Source organism: Wenjunlia vitaminophila DSM 41686 (genome assembly GCF_000380165.1).
Classification (GTDB): Bacteria; Actinomycetota; Actinomycetes; order Streptomycetales; family Streptomycetaceae; genus Wenjunlia; species Wenjunlia vitaminophila.
The window spans coordinates 1-23,940 of record NZ_KB904670.1 but is presented as its reverse complement, the minus strand read 5'-3'; the positions used below and the strand labels follow the sequence as shown (position 1 = coordinate 23,940).

Here is a 23,940-nt window from a genome sequence, read left to right as displayed (position 1 = left end):
ATCAGAACAGCGTCTCCACCGTGCGCTGGGCAAGCGGCTCGATCAACTCGGGCGTGTTGTTCCGCACCTGGCTGACCTCGGTGGACACCGGGTAGGCCCGCATCAGCCCGGGTGGGGGCGGGACCAGGAGTTCGCGCAGGGCCTCCGGGTCGTCGTTGGCCGGGTCCAGCCACTCCGCCCAGCGGTCCTGGGGGATGGTCAGCGGCATCCTCGGGTGGATGTCGGCGAGGGAGCGCGGGGCGCCCGGGGCCGCGCCCGCCCGAGGGGTGTCACCGTGGTCGGCGTCCTGGTGATCGGGGTCTCGGGGCCCTGGAACGGCGCCGGTGCCCTCTCCGGGGGCGGGCTCCGCGCCGGCGAACGGCTCGGTCTCCGCCTCGACGGTCAGCACCGCGCAGGTGGACCACCACGCCCGGGGGTGGTCGTCAGGGAGCGTCCGGTCCCGCCAGAACTCGTAGATCGCGGCCATGGCCATGACCGAACCGTCCGCCGGGGTGATGAAGTAGGGCTGCTTGCGGGCCCGTTTGCGGGCGCCGCGCTGCTCGTGGGCGAACTCGTCGGGCTCGGTGTGCCACTCGTAGTAGCCGTCGGCGGGCACCAGGCAGCGCCGGGTGGCGAAGGCGCGTCGGAACGACGGCTTCTCGTGGACCGTCTCCGCCCGCGCGTTGATCATCTTCGCCGCCGACTCCGGGCCCTTGGCCCACGACGGCACCAGCCCCCAGCGGAGCACCCGGAGCTGGCGGACCGGGTCGGACGTCGCGCCCGGGGCCTTCAGGGGCCGCTCGAGCACGGCCCAGACGTTCTTGGTGGGCGCGACGTTCCAGTCCGGTTCCAGGGTCTCCTCCGGAGCCCGGAACGCGACGTCGAAGAGGGTCCCGAGCTCCTCCGGCCCACGGCTTGCCACATAACGACCGCACATGGGAGCCACCCTGCCAAAAACTCCGGCCGGACGTCGATCGTCCGACGATCTTCCCGCCGGAACCGGGAGTGACGTTCCACTCCGCCGGTCCCGCGGGGGGCCAGGCGGGTGATAACACGGTGGCCATGGAAACCACGAGCATCTCCGAGCTTTGGGACCGCGTCGTCGGCACCCAGCCCGACCCCCCCTCCTGGCTGGTCATGGCCACCGCCCTGATCGCCATGGGGGCCATCGTGCCCAACGGCCTGTGGCGGGTCAGCCGCAACGTGGTGACCATCGCCCACGAGGGCGGCCACGCCCTGGTGGCGCTGCTCAGCGGCCGACGGCTGGAGGGCATACGCCTGCACTCGGACACCTCGGGGCTCACCGTCTCCCGCGGCCGGCCTACCGGGCTCGGCATGATCCTCACCGCCGCGGCCGGGTACACCGCGCCGCCGCTGCTCGGTCTCGGCGGGGCCTGGCTGCTGGCGTCGGGGCACGTCACCGCGCTGCTGTGGACCGCGATCGGGCTGCTCGCGGGGATGCTGGTGATGATCCGCAACGCGTACGGAGCGCTGGTCGTGGTGCTCACCGGGACGGTGTTCTTCCTGGTCTCCTGGCTGGGGGCGGACCGGGTGCAGGCCGCGTTCGGCTACGCGGCCGTGTGGTTCCTCCTGCTCGCCGGTGCCCGGCCGGTCCACGAGCTCCAGCGCAAGCGCGGCCAGGGGCAGGCCACGGACTCCGACGCCGACCAGTTGGGTCGGCTGACCCACGTGCCGGGCGGGGTGTGGGTGGCGACGTTCGCCGCGGTGGCCGTGGTCTGCCTGCTGGGCGGGGGACGCTGGCTGCTGGGCCTCTGACACTGGGACGCGGGCGGCTGGGCGGGGCGTCGGGCCGCGCGGCTCGTTGCGTACCGGAGACACAGCAGTGGTAGACCAGGTGAGTGCTGCCCGGCGGGTCCGGACCAACCACGGCCACCGCGGCAGCCCCAAGCGGCAATAGCCGTATTCCTCCCGATTTTTCCCCTACCGAGGGGTACTAAGGTGGTGGCACATGACCGGCATCCCCGCGCACAACCCGCACTGGCCCGCTCCGATCGCGTCCGACCCCGTGGACGCGACCGTCATCGTGCCCGGTTCCAAGTCGATCACCAACCGCGCTCTGGTCCTGGCCGCGCTCGCCGCGGAACCCGGTTGGGTGCGCCGGCCGCTGCGCAGCCGCGACACCCTGCTGATGGCCCAGGGCCTGGCGGATCTCGGCGTCGGGATCGAGACGGTGCCCAACAGCGCGAGCGGCGCGGGAGCCGGCCCCGGCGACGCCTGGCGGGTGATCCCCGCCGCACTGCACGGACCGGCCCGCGTGGACGTCGGCAACGCCGGCACGGTGATGCGGTTCCTGCCCCCGGTGGCCGCGCTCGCCGACGGCCCCGTGCACTTCGACGGCGACCCCCGGGCCAGGGAACGCCCCCAGCACGGAGTGATCAACGCCCTCCGCGGCCTCGGCGCCCGGATCGAGGACGAGGGCCGGGGCACCTTCCCGCTGACCGTGCACGGCGGCGGCGCGGTGGACGGGGGCTCGGTGGAGGTGGACGCCTCCTCCTCGTCCCAGTTCGTCAGCGCCCTGCTGCTCAGCGCGCCGCGGTTCAACCAGGGCGTGGAGGTGCGGCACGTGGGCGGCCCGGTGCCGTCGCTGCCGCACATCCGGATGACCGTGGAGATGCTGCGGGCGGCCGGCGCCAAGGTGGACACCCCCGAGTCCGGGGGCGAGCCCGACGTGTGGCGGGTGGCCCCCTCCGCGTTGCTCGGCCGCGACCTGGTGGTGGAGCCCGACCTGTCCAACGCGGCGCCGTTCCTGGCCGCCGCCCTGGTGACCGGTGGTCGGGTGACCATCCCCGACTGGCCGGCCCACACCACCCAGCCGGGCGACGCGCTGCGGGACGTCTTCACGCGGATGGGCGGCGCCTGCGCCCTGACCGAGCAGGGCCTGCGGTTCACCGGCAGCGGGCGGGTGCACGGCATCGAGGCGGACCTGCACGAGGTCGGCGAGCTGACACCGGTGATCGCGGCGGTCGCCGCGCTCGCCGACTCCCCGTCCGAGCTGACCGGCATCGCCCACCTGCGGATGCACGAGACCGACCGGCTCGCCGCCCTCGCCAAGGAGCTCAACGAGCTCGGCGGCGACGTCGCCGAGACCGCTGACGGCCTGCGCATCAGGCCCCGCCCGCTGCGCGGCGGGGTCTTCCACACCTACGAGGACCACCGGCTCGCCACCGCCGCGGCGGTGCTCGGCCTGGTCGTACCCGGCGTGGAGGTGGAGAACGTGGCGACCACCGCCAAGACCCTCCCGGAGTTCCCCGACCTGTGGGTCGCCATGCTCGAGCGGAGCGGCTCTCCCGCCACCCCCGGGGCGTGAAGTCCGCACCATGAGACGCTACGGGCCGGAGAGCGACGAGGAGGACGTCCGGGTACGACCGGGACGTCGGGGGAGCCGCCCGCGCACCCGCAACCGCCCCAAGCACGAGGACGCGGCCGAGGGGTTCGTGGTCACCGTGGACCGGGGGCGGTGCACCTGTCTGGTCGGGGGGCGGCAGATCACGGCCATGAAGGCCAGGGAGCTGGGCCGCAAGGGAGTGGTGGTCGGCGACCGGGTCGGTCTGGTCGGCGACCTCTCCGGCAGCGAGGGTTCGCTGGCCAGGATCGTGCGGGTGCACCCCCGGGACTCGGTGCTGCGCCGCACCGCGGACGACGACGACCCGTACGAGCGGGTGGTGGTGGCCAACGCCGACCAGCTCGCCGTGGTCACCGCGCTGGCCGACCCCGAGCCACGCCCCCGGCTGATCGACCGCTGCCTGGTCGCCGCCTACGACGCCGGTCTGGAGCCGCTGCTCGTGCTCACCAAGGCGGACCTCGCCCCGGCAGAACCGCTGCTGCGCACCTACGCGCCGCTGGGGGTGGCCCACGTGGTGACCCGTCGCGACACCCTGGGGACCGGTGGCGCCCAGGCGGTGCTCGAGCGGCTGACCGGCCGGGTCACGGTGTTCGTCGGCCACTCGGGGGTGGGCAAGACCACACTGGTCAACGCACTGGTGCCGGGCGGGACCCAGCGGGCCACCGGGGCCGTCAACGTGGTCACCGGGCGGGGCCGACACACCACCACGTCGGCGCTGGCGCTGGCCCTGCCCGACGACTCCGGCTGGGTGATCGACACCCCTGGCGTGCGCTCCTTCGGCCTGCACCACGTGGAGCCCGCAACGCTGGTCCACGCGTTCCCCGACCTGGAGCCGGGCACCGCCAACTGCCCCCGGTCGTGCAGCCACGACGAGCCCGACTGCGCACTGGACCAGTGGGTGGCCGAGGGGCACGCCGAACCGACCCGGTTGGAGTCCCTGCGTCGGCTGCTGGCCACCCGGGAGCGTCGCGACGGCGACTGACCCGGCGTCAGGGAAGAACCCGCTCCCGGGGCGGGCGCGCACGCCGGTTTCCGTGTGATCATCGTTAGGCTTTGCGATTCCATTGCACTTCAGTCCCGATGCGAAAGGCCCGACCGATGGCATGGCTGCTCGTGGTGGTCGCCGGAGTCTTCGAGACCGGCTTCGCCGTCTGCCTCAAGCTCTCCCACGGCTTCACCCGTCTCTGGCCCACCATCGCCTTCGCCAGCTTCGCGCTGGCCAGCTTCGGGCTCCTCACCCTGTCCCTGAAGAAGCTCGACGTGGGGCCCGCCTACGCGGTGTGGACCGGGATCGGAGCCACCGGCACCGCCATCTACGGCATGGTGTTCCTCAACGACGTGGTCTCCGTCCTGAAGATCATTTCCATCAGCCTGGTCATCATCGGGGTCATCGGCCTGCAGTTGAGCGGTTCGACGCACTGAGCCCGGCCCGCCCGCCGAGCGGGTCCGCGGGCTGGGTGTCCCGGCCTTCGGGGCCCCGGCGTCTCAGGAGGGCGCCGGCGGGGTGTTGGCGTCCCTGAGCCTGCGCATCAACTCGGCGAGCCGCTCCGCGTCCTTCGTCCCCAGCGGCTCGAGGAAGAACCGCCGCAACGACCGGACGTGCCACGACCTCGCCTCGCGCGCCGTGGCGAGCCCCTCCTCGGTGAGCGCCACATAGGTGATCCGCCGGTCCTCCGGGGAGCCCTGGCGCTCTATCAGTCCCGCGGCGACCAGGCGGTCCGCGCACTTGGTGAACCCGCCGGAGGTGAGCGACACCTCGTGGGCGAGGCGGGTCATGGTCATCCGGTGTCCCGGCGTCCGCAGCAGGCGCAGCAGCACGTCGAACCACGGCCCGGGCACCGAGACGTCCACCCCGAGGTCAGCGACGGCCAGCCGGGAGGTGCGGGTGAACGCCTCCACCGTCAGCCCCCACCAAGTGATCAACTCGTCGTCCGACACGTCCCTGCCGTCACGCTGGTCCTGTGCCTTCGCCATGGGGGACACACTACGTCCCGTCATCGCACCACCCCTGCCAGAGCAGGCCGCGGACCAGTCCCGCGACCGCCGCGCACGCCTCGTCCATGGTCCCCGCCGGGGCCACCGCGTAGGAGACGGTGAGCCGGACGGCGGCCTCGCAGACGGAACCGATCTCGGCGAGTTCCAGGGTGGGGAACCCGTGCTCGAGGGCTCCGACGGCGCGGTTGCGTAACGCCGCCACCATGTCGGTGGGGCCCAGCGGGACCGTCCCCGGAACCAGGGTGAGCCGGTCCTCCCGGCCCCCGGTGAGCACCGAGCGCACCAGCGGGTTGCTCTGTACGTTGCGCAGGGTCCACTCGGCCGCCGCGGCGAAGCAGTCGCCCGCGTCGGCTCCGGACCGCTCCGCGCCGGCCAGGGCCAGGTCCACCCCGGTGAGGAAGGTGTCCACCTCACGCCGGGTCAGGGCCCTGGCAAGGCCGTCCTTGCTGCCGAACTCGTTGTAGAGGGTCTGCCGGGACACCCCGGCTGACTGGGCCACCTCGACCATCCGCACCGCCGACCAGGGCCGCTGGGCCAACGCGGACAGGGCGGAGTCCAAGAGTGTCTCGCGTGCAGTAGGCATGGTCATCTCCAGCGCTCACGCAAGGCCGTTCGAAACAGAATTTGACGCGACGCCAGGCTCCGTCAAGGGTTAATCGACCGACTGGCAGGTACTCCCCCTACCGGCCCACCCTGGTGGCCGGGTGCCTGACCTGTCGCTACTGTTCGCCTCATGCCGGACTACGACGATGATCTGCGCCTCGCCCATGTGCTGGCGGACGTGGCCGACGCCGCCACCATGGAGCGCTTCCGGGCCACCGACCTGAAGGTCGAGACCAAGCCGGACATGACGCCGGTCACCGAGGCCGACCGCACGGCTGAGGAGCTGATCCGCAGCGCGTTGCAGCGGGCCAGGCCCCGCGACGCGGTGCTCGGGGAGGAGTTCGGCAGCCGGGGCCAGGGGGCCCGGCGCTGGGTCATCGACCCGATCGACGGCACCAAGAACTACGTTCGCGGGGTGCCCGTGTGGGCCACCCTCATCTCGCTGTTGGTCCCTGCCCAGGGCGGTCTTCAGGGAGTGGTCGGCCTGGTCTCAGCCCCGGCGCTGGGCCGCCGCTGGTGGGCCTCCCTGGGCTCGGGCGCGTTCACCGGCCGCAGCCTGGCCTCGGCCAGCCGTCTGGGGGTGTCCAGGGTGAGCAGGATCGAGGACGCCTCCTTCGCGTACTCCTCGATCAGCGGCTGGGAGGAACAGGGCCGACTGGGCGGTTTCCTGGACCTCAGCCGGGCCTGTTGGCGCACCCGCGGGTACGGCGACTTCTGGCCGTACATGATGGTCGCGGAGGGCTCGGTGGACATCTGCGCGGAGCCGGAGCTCTCCCTGTGGGACATGGCCGCCCCTTCGGTGGTGGTCACCGAGGCAGGCGGGCTCTTCACCGACCTCGACGGTGTTCCGGGCCCGGGGGGCAGCAACGCCGCCGCCTCCAACGGCCTGCTCCACAAGGAGTTGCTGACCTTCCTGAACTGAGCCCAGGGCCTTGTTGCCGTCCAGCGGGCGTGTGAACATGGGAAATCCCTGCCCTTGTGAACTTGTGAACGGCTTCTCAATGCGGCATGTGCCAATGGGAAGGGCCCGCGTCACAGGGAGATCGAGGGCTCTCCCCAGCCGCAGGAGGTGGCCCAGCCCATGCTCGTCCGCGACGCCATGAGCACGGTGGTGCTGACCATCGGCCCGACGCACACCCTGCGACAGGCGGCCTGCCTGATGGCGGCCCGCCGGGTCGGTGCGGCCGTCGTGCTCGATCCCGACACCTGTGGGATAGGAATCCTGACCGAACGCGACGTCCTGACCTCGGTCGGCCGGGGCCAGGACCCGGACCGGGAGGTCGCCGGCTCCCACGTCACCACCGAGGTGGTCTTCGCCGTCCCCGAGTGGACGCTGGAGAGCGCCGCGAGCGCCATGATGCACGGGGGTTTCCGGCACCTGGTGGTGCTGGAGGAGGACAGTCCCGCGGGCATCGTCTCGGTCCGCGACATCATCCGCTGCTGGACCGACCACCAGCGCCCAGGCCAGCCGGTCACCGCCGTGGTCGTCTGAACGCAGCCCCGCCCGCGCCGTCCGGGAGCACAGCGGCCGGGGGGCGGGTCCGACGTGGGACCCGCCCCCCGACCAACCTCCTGCCACGCCGTCGGCCGGAGGCACACCCAGCCGTGACGCGGACCGGCGGGCGACCGCGGCGCTGCTCCTGGCGGCACCGCGGTCGCCACTCGGCCTCGGGCGTCAGGCGGAGCGGAGCGTGCGCACCGCCTCCTCGAGGCGCTTGCCGAAGTCGGCGTCGGCCTGGCGGAAGTTGTTGATGGCCCGCTCGGCGATGTCGTCCCGGGAGACCTGGGAGATGGACCCCGCCAGGTTGGCGACCAGGCGCTCCTTCTCCTCCTCCGACATCAGCCGGTACAGGTTGCCGGCCTGGACGAAGTCGTTGTCCTCGGCGTGCGAGGGAGCGACGTGGTCACCGGTGACCCCGGTGACCGGGATCGGCTGCCACAGCGGGCGGCCGGTCTGGGCCGGGCCGCCGAAGCTGTTCGGCTCGTAGTTCTTCGACCCGCCGTGCCGGCCGTCGTAGTTGAAGCCGTCCCGGCTGTAGGTGCGCGCCTCGGTGGCGTGCGGGCGGTTCACCGGCAGGTGGTCGGCGTTGATGCCCACGCGGTACCGGTGCGCGTCGCCGTAGCCGAACAGCCGGCCCTGGAGCATCTTGTCCGGGGAGGGCCCGATGCCGGGGACGAAGTGCGCCGGGGAGAAGATCGACTGCTCGACCTCGGCGAAGATGTTCTCCGGGTTGCGGTTGAGCTCGAGCTTGCCGATCTCGATGGGCGGGTAGTCCGCGTGCGGCCAGACCTTGGTCAGGTCGAACGGGTTGAAGCGGTAGTTCGCCGCCTCGGCCGCCGGCATGATCTGGACCTGGACCGTCCAGGACGGGTACTCGCCGCGCTCGATGGCCTGGCGCAGGTCCCGCTGGTGGCTGTCCGGGTCCTCGCCGGCGAGCTTCGCCGCCTCCTCGGCCGTCAGGTTCTTGATGCCCTGGTCGGTCTTGAAGTGGTACTTGACCCAGAAGACCTCGCCCGCCTCGTTGTTCCACTGGAAGGTGTGCGAGCCGTAGCCGTTCATGTGACGGTACGAGGCCGGGATGCCCCGGTCACCGAACAGCCAGGTCACCTGGTGGGTGGACTCCGGGCTCAGTCCCCAGAAGTCCCAGACGTTGTCCGGCTCCTGCGAACCGGTGTACGGGTCGCGCTTCTGGGTGTGGATGAAGTCGGGGAACTTGATGGCGTCCTTGATGAAGAACACCGGCGTGTTGTTGCCGACGAGGTCGTAGTTGCCCTCTTCGGTGTAGAACTTCAGCGCGAAGCCACGCGGGTCACGCACCGCGTCCGCGGCACCGAGGTTGCCCGCCACCGTGGAGAAGCGCAGGAAGACCTCGGTCTGCTTGCCGATCTCGGAGAGGAACTTGGCGCGCGTGTACTTGGTCACGTCCGCCGTCACCGTGAAGGTGCCGTAGGCGCCCGCGCCGCGGGCGTGCACCACCCGCTCCGGGATGCGCTCACGGTTGAAGTGGGCGAGCTTCTCCAGCAGGAGCTGGTCCTGGACCAGGACCGGACCGCCGATGCCCGCGCTTTCGCTGTTCTGGTTGTCGGCAACCGGCGCGCCCGCCTCTGTGGTGAGCGCTCCCGCCGCCTTGTCTTCCTGCACCGTCACGTGCGCCTCCCTGACCTTCCCTGGTTCTCTTGGCCAACGGCAGATGAGATCCTACAATGGACAATGTCCAAGTCAATACCAGAACCAATCCCATACCACATCAGGCCTAGATCACCCAAACGCTGTTAGGCTGGAACGCATGACCGACCTGCTGGAACGACTTCGCGAGCGCGGTTGGCGGCTCACCGCCCAGCGGCGGATCATCGCCGAGGTCCTCAGTGGGGACCACGTGCACTACACGGCGGACGAAGTGCACGCCCACGCGGTGGAGCGGCTCCCGGAGATCAGCAGAGCCACCGTCTACAACACCCTGGGCGAGCTCGTCAGCATCGGTGAGGTCCTGGAGGTCAGCACCGACGGTCGGGCCAAGCGCTACGACCCCAACGCCCACCGCCCGCACCAGCACCTGATCTGCTCCCGGTGCGGAACCATCCGCGACGTGCAGCCTCGCGGCAACCCGCTGGCGGACCTGCCGGACGACGAGCGGTTCGGCTTCGCCGTCTCCCAGGTCGAGGTGACCTACCGGGGGCTGTGCCCGTCCTGCCGGGGCTGACCCCCGGCCCGAGCTCCGCCGGGCTCCGGGCCCGACCCCGCGTCAGTCGTCCGGGGCACGACGCCGTTCGGCCGTCACCGACCCCACGTGGTCCGTGAAGTCCACGAAGTCCGCGAAGTCCACGAAGGACACGGGGACACGGGGGATATCGACAGGTTGGTCTCGGTGTCCGGGAACCACCCGGCCGCCGCCGGACGCCCCGGCTCGTCCCGCGGGTCCGTGACGAGCAGCGGCAGACCGGGCGAGGTCATGGTGGCGCGGTCGGCCACGGCGAGCACCGTGCCGCCGGGCACGTCCGTGTGGACCGGGTCGTCGAGGAACTCCACACGGGCCACGTTACCCAGCTCGTCCGGCGTCAGCGTCGCGGCACGGACATCCCGCCACGCGTGGTCGTCGGAGGGGGCACCGCGGACGACGAGCGGGCAGTCCGTGGACGGGAGCGGTGTGCGCACGGTTGGTCACCTCGGTCGGGGTCCGTCGTCCGGGCTGGGCGTCCGGGTCCCGACCTAGCCGCCGCCACCGACACCGACACCGCGGGGAGCGGCGCGGTGGCGGGGACGGGCCCGGCGGGGCTAACGCAGGACCACGGCCAGGACGCGGCGCATCGACTCGGGCAGGTCGGCGTCGCCCAGCAGCCGCCGCAGCCGCGGCAGGCGGTCCCGGTCCGGGCGGGAGTAGACCTGCCGGCTCAGCCAGGCGCGCAGGTCGTCCCTGGCCTCCGCGGCCGCCTCCGGCTGGCGGCCGGCCGCCAGCTCCAGGTCGATCTCCATCCGCTGCCAGGGCCCCGCGGCCCGCAGCAGGCGCAACGCCGCCCGGCGCACCGCCGGCTCCGGCCGGTCCACGGCGGCCCGGACCGGCCCCACGGGCACCGCACCGGCCACCGGGCGCAACGCGTCCAGCACCTCACGGACCACGCTCGGCTCCGGCTCGTCCACCAGCGGCAGCAGCAGGCGGCAGCGGTCGTCGGGGCTGGCGAGCCGGCCCACGGCGCGCACCGCTGCCCGACGGACCACCGGTGGCCAGACGGGGCCGCGCTCCTCCGGCTCCCACGGGTGGGGCTCGCGGGTGGCGAGCCGTGCCAGCAGGGGCAGGTCCGAGGCGTCCCCGCACTCCCCGAGGCCGGCCGCCAGACCGGCCACCAGGTGCGCCGGGGTGGTCCGGCCGCACCGCCGCACCTGCCTGCGGTACACCTCCACGGGCGGCTCACCGCGCTTGTACAGCTTCCACCGGGCCTGGGCGCGCACCATCCGGGAACGGTCCGCCAGCGGGGCCACCAGCCGGGTCGCCGGGACGTCGTCGGGCAGGGCGTCCACCGCGAGCTCCCGCACCGCGGCCGAGCGGGCCCACATCAACCGCCCCGCCTGGTCCGGGTCGAGCTCGAGCAGCCGTTGCGCACAGAGCCGCCTACAGACCTGGTCGCGGTCGTGGAGCGCGGTGCGCACCAGGTCCCCGCGCACGTACTCGCCGAGCTCGAGGGCCAGCTCCACTCCGAACCTGCGGGTCCGGCGGTCGGTGTCGCCGGCCAGGCGGCGCACCGAACGCCGCTGGGCGGGCACGGTGAGGGCCGCCCGGAACTCCTCCAGGACGTCACCCGCCCGGACCCGGCCGCCCAGCCGCAGCAGCAACCGGGCCGCGGCCACCACCTCGTCCGGGTCGAGTCTGGCCCGCAGCGCCTCCCTCGCCCGCTGGCGCACCGGCACCACCCAGTCCACGGTGCGCAAGGCCAGGGCACAGGTGGCGGCGGGGCCCGGCACGCCGGTCAGCCCGCGCACCGCGTCCTCGCGAACCCGCCCGTCGCGCACCATGCTCCGCAGCACCAGCCCCAACAGGTCGTCGGGGCCACCGCCGAACCAGTGGTGCGCCCGCGTGCGCTGGTCCAGGACGGGCCACAGCCCCGGCGGCGCCTCCACCAGCGCCCGCAGCCCGGCGGCGCGCTCCGTGCCCGTCGCCGTCCGCAGGGCACCGAGCAGTTCGTCCGCCTCCCCTGCCCGGCCGCCGGCCGCAGCGAGGACCAGGTACCGCCAGGGCATCGGCCCGCTCCCCCGCTCCTTCCCGAACGCCCTCCCCAGCCGTCCGCGCAGCACGCCGTCTCCCTCGGACACTCGACTCCCCGGCGATCAGCTCTTCCTGTGGCACCCGCTCCGAAAGGCCCCGGAAATCCAGCCGGGATGGACCTACCCCAGGAGCGTTCCAGAAACCAGCACCCAGCGTGGCTGATCGATGACGAACGAGGGGGCCGCGCCCCTCACGGCCAGGGGCCGTCCCGGAAGCGGGAGGCACGGAGGGGAGCACAGGATCACGAAGGGCCCACAGTCACTGACTGTGGGCCCTTCGGTTGGTAGCGGGGACAGGATTTGAACCTGCGACCTCTGGGTTATGAGCCCAGCGAGCTACCGAGCTGCTCCACCCCGCGTCGTTGGTTCAACCCTACGCGGTCACGGCCAGCACCGCAAACCGCGGGCCGAACGGCTGCCGACCGCCGGCATCGGGGGCGGCCCGACGCCGGCGCTCGGCAGCCTGCGGCTCACGCGCTCAGGTCGCGGTGGAGCGCCGTCTGGAGCCGGGCGGCCCGCTCGGCCACCTCGGCCGGCCCGCACTCCGCGGCCCTGGCACACCAGGACTCCGCCTCCTGCAGTGCGCCCTGGCGTGCGGTGAGCACGGCGAGCCGCAGCGCCGCCCGGCCATGCCCGGCGTCGGCGGCCCTGGTCCACCACTGCGCCGCCTCCGCCTCGCTGCCCTCCCTCGCCAGCAGCACGCCCAGGTTGAACGCGCCGTTGCTGCTGCCCGCCGCGGCGGCCTGGCGGTACCACCGGGCCGCCTCGACCACGTCACCGCGGCGCGCGGCGCACATGCCGAGACGGACCTGGGCCCGCCGGTGGCCGTTGCGGGCCGCGCGCTCGTACCACTCCTCGCTCTCCACCGGGTCCCGCTGCTCCAACAGCACCCCGAGCCGGAACGCGGCGTCGTCCGAGCCACCCCCGGCGGCCCGGCGCAGGTGCCGCTCGGCGACGTGGTGGTCGCCGTCGCGCTGGGCGGCGATGCCGACCTGTAGCGCCGCCTCGACGTGGCCCGCCGCGGCGGCCCGCTCGTACCACTGCACGGCGGTGGCCCCGTCGTCCCGCCCGGCGTGCAGGATGCCCAGGTTGAACGCGGCGTCCACGCTCCCGGCCTCCGCGGCCTTGGAGAACCACGGCTCGGCGCCCGCCGGGTCCCCGCGCTGCAACAGCAGCACGGCCAGCGCGTTGCAGGCCTCCCGGTGGCCGGCGTACGCCGCGCGTCGGTACCACTGTTCCGCCTGCGCGGTGCGGCCCGCCGCGGAGCACAACAGGCCGAGGTTGAACGCGCCGTTGTGGTCACCGGCGTCCAACGCCGTCCGGTACCAGCGCTCGGCCTGTTCCGGCTCGCCGGCCTGGGCGTGCAGGGCACCGAGGGCGTTGGCGGCGTTCCCGTCCCCGTCGAGGGCCGCCCGCCGCCACCACTCGGCGGCCTCCGCGAGATCGCCGCGGTCGCGCAGCAGGAAGCCCAGCGCGCAGGCGGCACCGGACTCGCCCTCCTTGGCCGCCTGGAGGTACCAGCGGGCGGCCTCGTCCAGCTCCCCCCGCTCCTCGAGCGCGCTGCCCAGGCGAAGCGCCGCCCGGCCGTGCCCTCGCGCCGCGGCCTGCCGGTACCAGGTCTCGGCGAGCTCGGGCTCGCCCCGCTCGGTGTGGATCAGGGCGATCCGGTAGGCGGCCTCGCGGTGGCCGCGCTCGGCCGCGGCACGGAACCACCGCTCGGCACCGACGTCCCGCCGGTGCTCAAGCAGGTCGGCGAGCGCGTAGGCACCCAGGGCGTGGCCCTGCTCGGCGGACTGCCGCAGCCAGTACTCGGCGCCCGGCTCGTCCCCCTGCTCCCTCAGGTGGCGGCCGAGGGCGTGGGCCGCGGCGGCGCTTCCGGCCACGGCGGCGATCCGCCACCAGCCGGCGGCTTCCTCGGCGTGGCCACGCTGGTGCAGCAGCACGCCCAGGTTGTTGGCCGCGGCCCGCTCACCGGCCGCGGTGGCGTTCCTCAGGTGCGGCTCGGCGGCCTCCAGGTCTCCGCGACGCAGCAGCATCGCGCCCAGCAGGCTCATGGCGGCGGTGTCGCCCGCCGTCACCGCCCGCCGGTAGCGGCACTCCAGCTCGGCCTCCTCGCGCAGTGCCAGCACGTCCTCGAAGGCCATCGACTCCAGGGGGTTGGCCTCGGTGTCCTCGTCGCCCCGGTCCATCAGGGGCCCGGACTCGGGGAGCCGGTCGTCACCCGGGCGTCGCGCGCCGGGCACCCGGCCGGTCACGTCGGACAGGACCGCGTGCGCGGCACCATCCCTCAGAAGGGTCCGCGTGACCTGTCCTCTACTAACCAGACGTTTGTTCAAAAGCTTCGCACTGTCCCCCATAGAGTCCATCGTCGCACCACCTGCAACCCGCGTACATCTGGTATACCCCAGCCCTGGAGGTCACTTCAGCGTTTTGTCGATTTCCCGACACAACGACAGACCAAACCTCGTGTCACCACCGACTCGACTGAGGGGAGGCCAACCCGCCCCCCACCGCCTACCCGGTTCGGGGCAACTCATCGCGTTCTGCGGACAGTTGGCGTCTACGGGAACAACGAGCGGGTGGGACGCCAGCCACGGGGAACCCCGGATCACCACGACGAGAGGCCATGGCCGTTGGGGACCGGTGGGGCTGGGCCGCACGGGAGGCCGCGGTGGGCAACGCCGGCGCGCCAGGGCCGGTGCAGCGACACGGAGGGCCCGAAAGGCGAAGGGCCCACAGTCACTGACTGTGGGCCCTTCGGTTGGTAGCGGGGACAGGATTTGAACCTGCGACCTCTGGGTTATGAGCCCAGCGAGCTACCGAGCTGCTCCACCCCGCGTCGTTGTGACACCATCGTAGCACGACGCGGGGTGGGGTGTGATCACTCCTCTTTCTGGCTCCGCGGCGGGGTGGCCTTCTCCGTCTCCCGGGAGGTGTCCTCCGCCCCGTTCTTCTGGTTGCCGGCCCTGCGCTCGGCGTCCTGGGCTCGTCGCAGCGCGTCCTGGATGTCGTCCTGGGCCTCGCCGAACGCCTTCCAGTCCCCGTTCTTCCTGGCCTCCTCGGCGTCGTCGATCGCCTTCTGGATGTCCGCCAGTGCCTGCCGCACCGTGGGGTCGGTGGGCGTCGTGGGCTTGGTGGGTTCGCCGGGCTTCTCCGGTTCGGTGGGGGTGGTGGGACTCTCCACGCCGAACACGACGTTGAGCGCCTTCTCCAGGGTGTCCTCGAAGGCGGTCTCCTCACCGTAGGTGACCAGCACCTTCTTCAGCAGCGGGAGGCGGGTGGTGCCGGTGCCCTTGACGTAGACCGGCTCCACGTACAGCAGTCCGCCCTCCAACGGCACGGTCAGCAGGTTCCCGTACTGCACCTCGGAGTCACCACGGGCCAGGATGTTGATCTCGTCCGCGATGGCGGGTTTGGAGTTGAACCGGCTCTGCACCAGTTTGGGGCCGTCCACCGTGGAGTTCGACGGGAGTTTGAGCAGTCTTATCGTCCCGTAGTCCTTGCTCGAGGCGTCCGCGTTGACCGCCATGAAGGACGACAGGTTCTCCCGCTGGTTCGGCACGAACGTCGAGGTCAGCGAGAACGCCTGGGCATCCTGGCCGGGGAGCTTCATGGACAGGTAGTACGGCGGCAGGTCCTTGGCGCCCACGGTGTCGCCCATCGTCGGGTCGGCCGGGACCTTCCACGCCTCGCTGCCGCTGAAGAACGTCTCCGGCTTGGTCACGTGGTACCGGGTGAGCAGCTCCCGCTGCACCTTGAACAGGTCCTGCGGGTACCGCAGGTGCTCCATCAGCTCGGGGCTGATCTTGTCCCGCTTCTCCACGGTGCCGGGGAACGCCTTCATCCAGGTCTTGAGCACCGGGTCCTCGGTGTCCCACTGGTACAGCTTCACGGTGCCGTCGTAGGCGTCCACCGTCGCCTTGACCGAGTTGCGGATGTAGTTGACCTGGTTGTCCGGGGTGAGCAACTCCCGCTGCTCACCCTCGGTCAGTGAGTCGGTCGTGGTGTCGCCGAGCGTGGTCCTGGACGCGTACGGGTAGCCGTTGGTGGTGGTGTACGCGTCGACGATCCACTGGATCCTGCCGTCCACCACGGCCGGGTACGGGTCACGGTCGATGGTCAGCCAGGGCGCGACCGCCTCCACGCGCTCCTTGGGGGTGCGGTCGTACATGATCCGCGAACCCTCGCCGATCGCACCCGAGTACATGATCTGCGGCTCGTTGAAGGTGACCGCGTAGGCGGCCTTGGTCAGCGGGTTGTCCAGGCTGACGCCGCCCTTGCCCTGGTAGGTGTAGCTCTTCTCGCCGCTGTTGTCGGAGTAGTCGATCTCCTTGGTCGGGCCGCCGACGATCGAGTACTGGGTGGTCTCCTCGCCGAAGTAGATGCGCGGCTCGTATTCGCCGAGGTCACCCTCGGGGGGGAGGTTGCGCTCGGTGAACAAGGGGTCGCCGTCGCTCTGCGTCGTGGTTCCCTTGGCCGCGACCATGCCGTAGCCGTGCGTGTACTTGAAGTGGCTGTTGACCCAGTTCTTCTCGGTGATGCCGCCGACGTTCAGCTCACGCAGGCCGACGACGGTGTCCTGCTCCTTGCCCCCGATCTTGTACCGGTCCACGTCCAGGGTCTTGGGGAACTGGTAGTACCCGCGGACCTGCTGCAACTGCTGGAACGTCGGCGAGACCACGTTCGGGTCGAGCAGGCGCAGGGCGGCGGTGGTGTCCGCGGCGGCCCGGAGCTCCTTCTGCGAGGCGGCGCTCTCCCCCTTGTACGGTTTGACGTCGGTGTCCTCGATCCCGTACGCCTCGCGGGTCGCCTTGATGTTCTTGGCGATGTACGGGGCCTCCTTGGCCTGCTCGTTCGGCTGCACCTGGAACTTCTGCACGATGGCCGGGTACAGTCCGCCGATCAGGATGGCGGAGAGCACCATCAGGCCGAAGCCGATCACCGGGAGCGACCAGGTCCGCCGCCACAGGGTGACGAAGAACAGCCCGGCGCAGACGATCGCGATGCAGAACAGGATCGTCTTGGCCGGCAGGTAGGCGTTGGCGTCCACGTACCGCAGGCCCGTCCAGCCGTCGGTGGCCTTGAACCCGCTGGACTTCACGGCCAGGGCGTACCGGTCCAGCCAGTAGGCGACGGCCTTGAGCGCGACGAAGACACCGAGCAGCACCGACAGGTGACTGGTGGCGGCGGCGGTCGCCCTGGCGCCGGGGCTGGTGATCCGCAGCCCTCCGTACAGGTAGTGCACGATCGCCGCGGCGACCAGGCAGAGCACGGTCGCGGCGAACCCGAAGCTCAGCAGGAAGCGGTACCACGGCAGGTCGAAGGTGTAGAACGAGACGTCCTTGTGGAACTGCGGGTCCTTGACGTGGAAGTCGGTGGAGTTGACCCACTGGAGCCAGGTGCGCCACTGACCCGATGCCGAGGCGCCGGCGATCAGGCCCACCAACGCGGAGATCCCGACCAGCAGCCACGTCTTGTACGGCGCCACCGCCATCCGGTACCGGTCAAGGCTCTGTTGCTCCACCGACATCGCACTCAGCGGGGGACGCAACCGGTGGGCCAGGTAGATGTTGAAACCCACGGCCAGCGCCATCAGCACGCCGAAGACGGAGAACAACCCGATCTTCGTCCACATCATCGTGGTGTAGACGGAGGAGTAGTTGATCGAGTCGTACCACAGCCAGTCCGTCCAGAAGCCGGCGAAGATGACGAAGGCGATGACGAGCACCGCCAGCACGCCCAACGTCATCAACAACGTCCGGACCCGGCGGGACGGCCGGCCGACTCTGAACCGCGGTCCCGGAGAGCCGCCGCGGTCCGGCATCTGGAACACCAAGGTGCGCACCTCGAGACATCAGTCAACAGAACAAAACAGGCACCGGGCCCGGCACCCAACGGTGGAACTTACCCACCCTTTACTCAAGTTCCCGAGCACCGCAACCAAATGTGCGCTCGGGGGCCGTGCCAGGCAGGATACGGAGCATGTCCAACCTCGGAAGCGGCAGCATGCCCACTGACGGTGGCGACCCGATCGCCGCCACCCCCCTGACGCGCGCGGTCCTGGAGATCGACGACTACGCCTCCGGCCTGGGCTGGGACCAGCCGGCACGGCTGTTCGCCCTGGTCAACACCGCTGAGCTCCAGACCAAGGAACCGGACCTGGCGAGGCAGCTCGGTCTCGACGGTGACCCACGGCCCGGTTCGTTGACGCCGGTGGAGCAGGACGAGCTGCCCGGCGGGGTGCCGCTGGACGAGTTCCTGGCCACCATCGCGTGGCCCGACGCGGTCTCCGGGTGCGCCATGGTCGTGGAGCGGCTGATGCTGCCCGCCGGCGCCGAGACCGACGTCCCCCAGGGCATCGACGACGCCGAGCTGACCGAGTGGGTGGCGGCGCACCCGTCGCGGCAGGAGGTCCGGATGACCGTGGCGGTGCTCCGCGACGGGAGCCGCGAGTCGGCGCTGCGGCTGCGCGACCGGGACTCGCCGACCGAGGTGCTCACCGGGTCCGACCTGGTCCCCGGGCTCGCGGACGCGCTGGAGGCGACCTTCAGCGAGTGACCCGGAGGGCGTCGACGGCCGCGGGGCGAGGTGGTCCCCGGCCGGAGGCGGGCCGGGCTCAGCCCTCGCAGGAGGGTAGCTCGTCGGTGCGGTGCTCGCGGATGTCCTCCAGCGCGGCGAGCGCGTCGTCCAGGGTGCCCACCTTCACCAGGGTCAGCCCGCCGGGCACGTCCTTGGCCGCGGTGGCGCAGTTGGCCTCGGGGGTGAGGAAGTAGGTGGCGCCCTCGTCGCGGGCGGCGATGGTCTTGAGCTGGATGCCGCCGATGGGCCCGACGTTGCCGTCCTCGTCGATGGTGCCGGTGCCCGCGACGAACTCACCGCCGGTGAGGTCCCCCGGCTCCAGCTTGTCGATCAGGCCGAGGGCGAACATCAGCCCGGCGCTGGGGCCGCCGACGTCGGCGAGCTTGATGTCGATGGTGAACGGGAAGGTGTGCTCCACCCCGGCCTGGAGGCCGACCATCGCCCGGCCGTCGTCCTTGGCCCTGGTGGCGGTCACCGTCACGTCGCGGGTGGGTGCCCGGTTCGCGTCGTTGCCCTTGGCGACTCCGGCGGGGACCACCGTGAAGACCACCTGTTGCCCCGGCTTGTGCTTGGTGACGAACGTGCGGATGTCCTCCGCGCGGTCCACCTTCTGCCCGTCCACGGCCCTGATCACGTCGCCGGCGTGCAGTTTGCCGTCCGAGGGGCCGTCCTTGACCACGGAGTCCACGATCACCCGGGTGCCGACCTCGATGTCCAGCTCGCGCAGCGCGGCGACCTTGGCGTTCTCCTGGGAGAGACTGAAGTCCTCGGCGTTCTCCTGGTCCACCTGCTCCGGGGTCTTGTCGTCGGGGTAGAGGGTGTCGTGCGGGACCACGACCTTGTCGTGGCCCAGCCAGCCGACCACGGCCTCGACCATGTTCATCCGGTAGTCGGCGCCGGTGACCCGCACGGTCGTCATGTTGAGGTGGCCGCGTGCCGGATAGGTCTTGTGGCCGGAGATCTTGAGCACCGGCTCACCGTCGTGCTCCCCCAGCGTGTTCACCGTGGGCCCGGGGCCCAGCTCCGCGTAGGGGACGGGCATCAGCACCCCCGCGCAGAGCAGTGCTATGAACAGCAGGGTGGAGGCGAGCATCGTCGCGGTGCGGCGTGGCATGGCACGACAGTAGCGGGACGTCCCGGCCGCCCGGCCCCGCGGGCCGGGAGCGCGCCGGGGTCAGGCCGCGTCCGACTCCGACTGGCGGGCCCGCTCCATGGTCTCCCGGAACCGGTCGAAGCCGGCGAGCGACCTGGCGTCGCCCGTGCCGCGGTTCCGGGCGGCCCAGCCGCCCCACAGGGCCGCCAGCAGGGCCGCCACCACCGGAATGATCAACCAGGCGAGCGCCGCCATCTGGGCCTCCTGATCACGCAATGTGTACAGCAAAGGGCAACTGTTTTCACAGTCGGTCATATATGACCTGATTACCAACCCAATAGGACAACGGCGAGACGCGCACGTCGGTTACGCCGAACGGCCCGTCCAGGCGGTCACATCGCACCGTTCGGTGAGCAGCCCGCTACTCGACGCCGACCCAGCCCTGCTCGCCGTCGACGAAGGTCTGGCGCTTCCAGATCGGCACCTCCGCCTTGAGGTCGTCGATCAGGCGGCGGCAGGCCTCGAACGCCTCGGCGCGGTGCGGGCAGGAGACCGCGACCACCACGGCGAGGTCACCCACCACCAGCTCGCCCACCCGGTGTACCGCGGCCAGGGCGCGCACCGGGTACCTGGCGGCCACCTCCTGTGCCACCCGGCGCAGCTCCCGCTCCGCCGTGGGGTGCGCCGAGTACTCGAGCGCGGTGACCCTCCGGCCGCCGTCGTGGTCGCGGACGGCACCGACGAACAACGCGACACCGCCCGCCGCCGCGTCGCCGACCGCGGAGAACACCTGGTCCACCGAGAGCGGCCGGTCGCTGATGCCGAGCAGCCGGATCGGGTCACCGTTGTCAGACAGGTCCAGGGACATGGCGCCATCATGGCGCACCGCCGTGACGCGGCACCGTCAGGGGCGTCCCGGAGCCGGTCGCCGGTCAGTACCGGCGCTTCTTGCGGGCCCTGCGGACCAGGGCGGCGGTGCCGACCAGGGCCACGGTGGCGCCGGCGGCGCCCAGGGAGGCGGCAGCGTCCTTGCGGCCCAGCCGACGGCCGGCGACCGCGTGGTGCCCGGCGACCTCGTCGAGCAGCTCGGCGAGCGCCTCCTCGTTGGTCCACGACGGCCGCCACCCGGCCTCGTGCAGCTTGTTCCCGGAGACCACCCAGGGGTGCATCGTGTACGCCAGGTCGCCCGCCGGTGCCGGGGTGAGACCGAGCCGGTGCAGCCGGGAGGCGGCGCCGAGTGCTATCGACGCGGGCAGCTCCATGCGCCGGATGCCGGAGAGCTCCTCGACCTCCTCCTGCTCCAGCCAGCCGTCACAGCCCACCGCCATCTCTCCCTCGACCATGCCGAGCGCGGCGAACTCCAGCGCCGAGACGAGGTCCTCGACGTGGCAGAACTGCCAGCAGGGCCGGCTGCCGGCGACCACCAGCAGCCGAGGGGCCTCGAAGTGGCGGGTCAGCACCGTGTCCACCCCGCCGACGATCACGGCGGGCCGCAGCACCGTGACGTTGAGCCCGGGGTGGGCCCGCGGGGCGCGCCGGCCGAGGCGTTCGATCTCCAGCAGGTCACCGACGGCGGTGGCCTCCTCGGTGGCCCGCAGCGGGGCGTCCTCGGCGAGCGGGACGTCGTTGTCCGGCAGGGCGCCGTAGACCATCGCCGAGGTGCACAGCACCACGCGGCGGACACCGGCAGCCGCGGCGGCGGTCAGCACCGTCTGGGTGCCGCGCACGTTGTACGCGGTCCTGGCGGCGGGGTCGGACTCGAGGCCCAGGTCGAGGGCGAGGTGGACGACGACGTCGGCGCCGCGGAGCCGTTCGGCGATCACCGGGTCCCGCACGTCCAGGACCCGCCACTGGGCACCTGGCACGTCGCCGCGGCGTTCGTCGATGGCGATGACCTTCTTGACCTCCTCCGACTCGGTCAGGCGCAGCGCGAGGCCGCGGCCGACCCCGGAGGCCGCGCCGGTGATGGCTACCACCGGGCGGCTGTGGGACGCGGCACTGCCGGTCTGCCGTGAGCGAACTTGACGGGGCTGGGAACTCACCGGGTGTCTCCCGCGGTTAATTCTTGTGTGTGATGCGCAACGCCCATCCTGCACGAGACGCCTCGAGGGACGAGCAACCAGGTCCCTGACGCCGCGAGGTGTCTAGGCTGGGACCCGGAGAACAGCGTTGCCACACGGGCGGGCAACACCGCGGCCCGGGCGACCGACCAGTTCCTCCGCAGCGCAGCCACCGACAGCCCGTCCCGTCCACAGACCGACAGAGCCGAGGAAGCCCGTGAGTGACATCCCATTCGGATTCGGAGTCCCACCGGAGGAGCCCGAGGAAGGGGACGAGGGCAAGCAGCAGGGTGGTTCCGGGCAGGGCGGCCAGCCGCAGAACCCCTTCGGCTTCGGCAGTTCGCCCTTCGGGGGCAACCCGTTCGGCGGCGACAACCCCCTGGCCGCGATGTTCGGCTCGCTGAACCCGAGCGACCTCGGGGCGGCGTTCCAGCAGCTCGGCCAGATGCTCTCCTACGAGGGCGGCCCGGTGAACTGGGACATGGCCAAGGACATCGCCCGGCAGACCGTGGCCGCGGGCACCGCTGACGGCGTCCGGGACGCCTCGGTGGGCGCCGCGGAGCGCGCCGTGGTGGACGAGGCGATGCGCCTCGCCGACCTGTGGCTCGACGGCGTCACCTCGATGCCGTCCGGAGTCGGCACCGTGGTCGCGTGGAGCCGCGCCGAGTGGGTGGAGGCCACCCTGCCGGCGTGGCGGGAGCTGGTGGACCCGGTCGCCGAGCGGGTCAGCTCCGCCATGGGCGGCGTGCTGCCCGAGGAGATGCAGGCCATGGCCGGCCCGCTGCTCGGCATGATGCGCAGCATGGGCGGGGCCATGTTCGGCTCGCAGATCGGTCAGGCGCTGGGCACCCTCGCCGGCGAGGTGGTGGGCTCCACCGACGTGGGCCTGCCGCTGGGGCCGGCGGGGAAGGCGGCGCTGCTCCCGGTGAACGTGGCGGCCTTCGGCAAGGGGCTCGGTGTCCCCGAGGACCAGGTCCGGCTGTACCTGGCGCTGCGCGAGGCGGCCCACCACCGGCTGTTCGCCCACGTGCCGTGGTTGAGGGCACACCTGTTCGGCGCCGTCGAGGGGTACGCCCGGGGCATCAAGGTGGACACCGCCCGCCTCGAGGACGTGGTGGGGCAGCTCGACCCCGCCCACCCGGAGGCGTTGCAGGACGCCCTGCAGAAGGGCATGTTCCAGCCGGAGGACACGGCGGAGCAGAAGGCCGCGCTGGCCCGGTTGGAGACGGCGCTCGCCCTGGTGGAGGGCTGGGTGGACGCCGTGGTGCACGCGGCGGCGCAGCCGCACCTCCCGGGTGCCTCGGCCCTGCGGGAGACCCTGCGCAGGCGGCGGGCGGCCGGAGGTCCGGCGGAGCAGACCTTCGCCACGCTCATCGGGTTGCAGCTCCGCCCGCGGCGGCTGCGGGACGCGGCCAGGCTCTGGGCCTCGCTCACCGACGCCAGGGGCTCGGACGGCCGGGACGCGCTGTGGGGCCACCCGGACATGCTGCCCACCGCGGAGGACCTCGACGACCCCGACGGCTTCGTCCACCGGGAGCAGGTGGACTTCTCCGAACTGGACCGCATACTCGGCGAGGCGGCGGGCAGCGGGAAGGAACGGCACCCCGGGGACGGGTCCGACGGAGGACGCCCGGGCACGGACGACGACCGCGGCGACACCCCGGGCGACGGAGGACGGCCGGGCGACGGCGGCAACGGGTGAACCGGCCGGCGCTGCACGCGGACGCCGAACGGGTGCTCAAGGAGTGGTCAGCGCCGGACGGCCAGCAGGACCGGCTCCGGCTGGACTACCTGGCCCACCTCGCCGAGCACCCGGACGGCATGTGGAAGGCGTGCTCGGCGGGGCACCTGACCGCCAGTGCCCTGGTGGTCGACCCGTCGCGGGGACAGGTGCTGCTGACGCTCCACCGCAAGCTCGGGATGTGGTTGCAGACCGGCGGGCACTGCGAGCCCGCCGACACCTCGCTGGGCGCCGCCGCGCTGCGGGAGGCGACCGAGGAGTCCGGGATCAGCGGTCTCACCCTGCTGCCCGGTGGTCCGGTGTCCTTGGACCGGCACACCACCCCCTGCGCCTGGCACCTCGACGTGCAGTACGCAGCGGTGGCTCCGCCCGGGGCGGTCGAGGCGATCAGCGAGGAGTCGCTGGAGCTGCGGTGGTTCGCATACGCGCGGGTGCCTGACGTGACGGACGTCTCGGTCCACCGTCTGCTCGACCGCGCCGTCGAGGCGCTCCGCGACCGCTAGGTGTGTTGTTCGGGCAGGTTGGTGACGCGGGTGGCTGGTGGGNGGCCGCCGATGCCGGTGTGGGGTCGGTGGTAGTTGTACCAGTCCAGCCAGTCGGGGAACGCTGCCTGGCGTTCGCGGTCTGAGGTGTAGGGCCGGTGGTAGGCCCATTCGTCGAGCAGGGTGCGGTGGAAGCGTTCGACCTTTCCGTTGGTCTGGGGTCGCCAGGGTTTGGTCCAGCGGGGGCTGATGCCCAGGTCGTGGCAGGTCTGGCGCCAGGTGTTCTTGG

At 72.0% G+C, this 23,940-nt stretch carries 23 protein-coding genes and 2 tRNA genes; 10 read left to right on the top strand and 15 right to left on the bottom strand.

Annotated elements, in window-relative coordinates:
* Position 1: 1 nt before the first annotated feature.
* Complete coding sequence (locus A3IG_RS0114550) at positions 2–916, bottom strand: SOS response-associated peptidase (protein WP_026220270.1); 915 nt, start codon at positions 914–916, stop codon at positions 2–4.
* 125 nt (positions 917–1,041) lie between these two features.
* Between A3IG_RS0114550 and A3IG_RS0114545 the strand changes: the two genes are divergently transcribed.
* From A3IG_RS0114545 to A3IG_RS0114530, 4 genes are all read left to right on the top strand, one after another.
* Positions 1,042–1,755, top strand: a complete 714-nt coding sequence (locus A3IG_RS0114545) for a M50 family metallopeptidase (protein WP_026220269.1) — start codon at positions 1,042–1,044, stop codon at positions 1,753–1,755.
* Positions 1,756–1,948: 193 nt separating this feature from the next.
* Positions 1,949–3,307, top strand: coding sequence for a 3-phosphoshikimate 1-carboxyvinyltransferase (gene aroA, locus A3IG_RS0114540; RefSeq protein WP_018384302.1), 1,359 nt, complete (start codon positions 1,949–1,951; stop codon positions 3,305–3,307).
* A 10-nt stretch (positions 3,308–3,317) separates the two neighbouring features.
* Positions 3,318–4,325, top strand: coding sequence for a ribosome small subunit-dependent GTPase A (gene rsgA / locus A3IG_RS0114535; protein ID WP_018384301.1), 1,008 nt, complete (start codon positions 3,318–3,320; stop codon positions 4,323–4,325).
* Between the two features lie 116 nt (positions 4,326–4,441).
* A complete protein-coding gene (locus A3IG_RS0114530; RefSeq protein ID WP_018384300.1) occupies positions 4,442–4,765 on the top strand; it encodes a DMT family transporter in 324 nt (107 codons plus the stop codon).
* Positions 4,766–4,828: 63 nt separating this feature from the next.
* On the opposite strand, the gene A3IG_RS0114525 is transcribed toward A3IG_RS0114530, so the two are convergent.
* Both A3IG_RS0114525 and A3IG_RS0114520 read right to left on the bottom strand, forming a co-directional pair.
* Entirely contained in the window at positions 4,829–5,317 is a 489-nt protein-coding gene (locus tag A3IG_RS0114525) for a MarR family winged helix-turn-helix transcriptional regulator (protein ID WP_018384299.1), read from the bottom strand.
* A 10-nt stretch (positions 5,318–5,327) separates the two neighbouring features.
* Positions 5,328–5,921, bottom strand: coding sequence for a TetR/AcrR family transcriptional regulator (locus A3IG_RS0114520; protein ID WP_026220268.1), 594 nt, complete (start codon positions 5,919–5,921; stop codon positions 5,328–5,330).
* Positions 5,922–6,071: 150 nt separating this feature from the next.
* On the opposite strand from A3IG_RS0114520, the gene hisN reads away from it, so the two are divergent.
* Together hisN and A3IG_RS0114510 are read left to right on the top strand one after the other, a co-directional pair.
* Positions 6,072–6,863 carry a histidinol-phosphatase gene (gene hisN / locus A3IG_RS0114515; RefSeq protein ID WP_018384297.1) on the top strand — a complete coding sequence of 264 codons (792 nt, stop codon included), beginning with the start codon at positions 6,072–6,074 and terminating at the stop codon, positions 6,861–6,863.
* A gap of 159 nt (positions 6,864–7,022) precedes the next feature.
* Positions 7,023–7,433, top strand: a complete 411-nt coding sequence (locus tag A3IG_RS0114510) for a CBS domain-containing protein (protein WP_018384296.1) — start codon at positions 7,023–7,025, stop codon at positions 7,431–7,433.
* 183 nt (positions 7,434–7,616) lie between these two features.
* On the opposite strand, the gene A3IG_RS0114505 is transcribed toward A3IG_RS0114510, so the two are convergent.
* Complete coding sequence (locus tag A3IG_RS0114505; protein ID WP_018384295.1) at positions 7,617–9,089, bottom strand: catalase; 1,473 nt, start codon at positions 9,087–9,089, stop codon at positions 7,617–7,619.
* A 139-nt stretch (positions 9,090–9,228) separates the two neighbouring features.
* Here A3IG_RS0114505 and A3IG_RS0114500 point away from each other — a divergent pair, with 139 nt between their 5' ends.
* A complete protein-coding gene (locus A3IG_RS0114500; protein ID WP_018384294.1) occupies positions 9,229–9,642 on the top strand; it encodes a Fur family transcriptional regulator in 414 nt (137 codons plus the stop codon).
* A 74-nt stretch (positions 9,643–9,716) separates the two neighbouring features.
* Here A3IG_RS0114500 and A3IG_RS0114495 read toward each other — a convergent pair whose 3' ends face one another.
* The 6 genes from A3IG_RS0114495 to A3IG_RS0114470 all read right to left on the bottom strand — a co-directional run bounded on the left by A3IG_RS0114495 (position 9,717) and on the right by A3IG_RS0114470 (position 17,520).
* A complete protein-coding gene (locus A3IG_RS0114495; protein WP_018384293.1) occupies positions 9,717–10,094 on the bottom strand; it encodes a DUF6924 domain-containing protein in 378 nt (125 codons plus the stop codon).
* Positions 10,095–10,214: 120 nt separating this feature from the next.
* Complete coding sequence (locus A3IG_RS0114490) at positions 10,215–11,744, bottom strand: hypothetical protein (protein WP_018384292.1); 1,530 nt, start codon at positions 11,742–11,744, stop codon at positions 10,215–10,217.
* 234 nt (positions 11,745–11,978) lie between these two features.
* Positions 11,979–12,055, bottom strand: a tRNA-Met gene (locus tag A3IG_RS0114485).
* Between the two features lie 111 nt (positions 12,056–12,166).
* On the bottom strand, positions 12,167–13,840 hold the full coding sequence (locus A3IG_RS0114480) for a tetratricopeptide repeat protein (RefSeq protein WP_026220267.1): 1,674 nt from the start codon (positions 13,838–13,840) through the stop codon (positions 12,167–12,169).
* A gap of 618 nt (positions 13,841–14,458) precedes the next feature.
* Positions 14,459–14,535, bottom strand: a tRNA-Met gene (locus tag A3IG_RS0114475).
* Between the two features lie 42 nt (positions 14,536–14,577).
* Positions 14,578–17,520, bottom strand: a complete 2,943-nt coding sequence (locus A3IG_RS0114470; RefSeq protein ID WP_078500504.1) for a UPF0182 family membrane protein — start codon at positions 17,518–17,520, stop codon at positions 14,578–14,580.
* Positions 17,521–17,678: 158 nt separating this feature from the next.
* Between A3IG_RS0114470 and A3IG_RS0114465 the strand changes: the two genes are divergently transcribed.
* Positions 17,679–18,254: a PPA1309 family protein gene (locus A3IG_RS0114465; RefSeq protein ID WP_018384289.1), complete on the top strand. Its 576-nt coding sequence runs from the start codon at positions 17,679–17,681 to the stop codon at positions 18,252–18,254.
* A gap of 58 nt (positions 18,255–18,312) precedes the next feature.
* On the opposite strand, the gene A3IG_RS0114460 is transcribed toward A3IG_RS0114465, so the two are convergent.
* From A3IG_RS0114460 to A3IG_RS0114445, 4 genes are all read right to left on the bottom strand, one after another.
* A complete protein-coding gene (locus A3IG_RS0114460) occupies positions 18,313–19,389 on the bottom strand; it encodes a YlbL family protein (protein ID WP_018384288.1) in 1,077 nt (358 codons plus the stop codon).
* 60 nt (positions 19,390–19,449) lie between these two features.
* Complete coding sequence (locus A3IG_RS34265; protein ID WP_157862353.1) at positions 19,450–19,644, bottom strand: hypothetical protein; 195 nt, start codon at positions 19,642–19,644, stop codon at positions 19,450–19,452.
* Between the two features lie 145 nt (positions 19,645–19,789).
* Complete coding sequence (locus A3IG_RS0114450; RefSeq protein WP_018384286.1) at positions 19,790–20,236, bottom strand: molybdenum cofactor biosynthesis protein MoaE; 447 nt, start codon at positions 20,234–20,236, stop codon at positions 19,790–19,792.
* A gap of 64 nt (positions 20,237–20,300) precedes the next feature.
* Entirely contained in the window at positions 20,301–21,410 is a 1,110-nt protein-coding gene (locus A3IG_RS0114445; RefSeq protein WP_040911491.1) for an NAD-dependent epimerase/dehydratase family protein, read from the bottom strand.
* A gap of 235 nt (positions 21,411–21,645) precedes the next feature.
* Here A3IG_RS0114445 and A3IG_RS0114440 point away from each other — a divergent pair, with 235 nt between their 5' ends.
* Positions 21,646–23,130: a zinc-dependent metalloprotease gene (locus tag A3IG_RS0114440; RefSeq protein ID WP_018384284.1), complete on the top strand. Its 1,485-nt coding sequence runs from the start codon at positions 21,646–21,648 to the stop codon at positions 23,128–23,130.
* Positions 23,127–23,672, top strand: coding sequence for an NUDIX hydrolase (locus A3IG_RS0114435; RefSeq protein ID WP_018384283.1), 546 nt, complete (start codon positions 23,127–23,129; stop codon positions 23,670–23,672). The genes A3IG_RS0114440 and A3IG_RS0114435 overlap by 4 nt, the downstream gene beginning before the upstream one ends.
* Here A3IG_RS0114435 and A3IG_RS29775 read toward each other — a convergent pair.
* Positions 23,669–23,940: integrase core domain-containing protein (locus A3IG_RS29775; protein WP_018384282.1), on the bottom strand; the 272-nt coding region annotated here is incomplete at its 5' end. The two genes, A3IG_RS0114435 and A3IG_RS29775, sit on opposite strands and share 4 nt — an antisense overlap.

What these genes read in the sequence shown, in the direction of transcription:
- A3IG_RS0114470 (WP_078500504.1), bottom strand. Translation starts at nt 17,520, where the DNA reads ATGCCGGACCGCGGCGGCTCTCCGGGACCGCGGTTCAGAGTCGGCCGG.
- A3IG_RS0114500 (WP_018384294.1), top strand. Translation starts at nt 9,229, where the DNA reads ATGACCGACCTGCTGGAACGACTTCGCGAGCGCGGTTGGCGGCTCACC.
- A3IG_RS0114530 (WP_018384300.1), top strand. Translation starts at nt 4,442, where the DNA reads ATGGCATGGCTGCTCGTGGTGGTCGCCGGAGTCTTCGAGACCGGCTTC.
- A3IG_RS0114465 (WP_018384289.1), top strand. Translation starts at nt 17,679, where the DNA reads ATGTCCAACCTCGGAAGCGGCAGCATGCCCACTGACGGTGGCGACCCG.
- A3IG_RS0114550 (WP_026220270.1), bottom strand. Translation starts at nt 916, where the DNA reads ATGTGCGGTCGTTATGTGGCAAGCCGTGGGCCGGAGGAGCTCGGGACC.
- A3IG_RS0114460 (WP_018384288.1), bottom strand. Translation starts at nt 19,389, where the DNA reads ATGCCACGCCGCACCGCGACGATGCTCGCCTCCACCCTGCTGTTCATA.
- A3IG_RS0114520 (WP_026220268.1), bottom strand. Translation starts at nt 5,921, where the DNA reads ATGCCTACTGCACGCGAGACACTCTTGGACTCCGCCCTGTCCGCGTTG.
- hisN (WP_018384297.1), top strand. Translation starts at nt 6,072, where the DNA reads ATGCCGGACTACGACGATGATCTGCGCCTCGCCCATGTGCTGGCGGAC.
- A3IG_RS0114545 (WP_026220269.1), top strand. Translation starts at nt 1,042, where the DNA reads ATGGAAACCACGAGCATCTCCGAGCTTTGGGACCGCGTCGTCGGCACC.
- A3IG_RS0114525 (WP_018384299.1), bottom strand. Translation starts at nt 5,317, where the DNA reads ATGGCGAAGGCACAGGACCAGCGTGACGGCAGGGACGTGTCGGACGAC.
- A3IG_RS0114510 (WP_018384296.1), top strand. Translation starts at nt 7,023, where the DNA reads ATGCTCGTCCGCGACGCCATGAGCACGGTGGTGCTGACCATCGGCCCG.
- aroA (WP_018384302.1), top strand. Translation starts at nt 1,949, where the DNA reads ATGACCGGCATCCCCGCGCACAACCCGCACTGGCCCGCTCCGATCGCG.
- A3IG_RS0114480 (WP_026220267.1), bottom strand. Translation starts at nt 13,840, where the DNA reads ATGGCCTTCGAGGACGTGCTGGCACTGCGCGAGGAGGCCGAGCTGGAG.
- rsgA (WP_018384301.1), top strand. Translation starts at nt 3,318, where the DNA reads ATGAGACGCTACGGGCCGGAGAGCGACGAGGAGGACGTCCGGGTACGA.
- A3IG_RS0114450 (WP_018384286.1), bottom strand. Translation starts at nt 20,236, where the DNA reads ATGTCCCTGGACCTGTCTGACAACGGTGACCCGATCCGGCTGCTCGGC.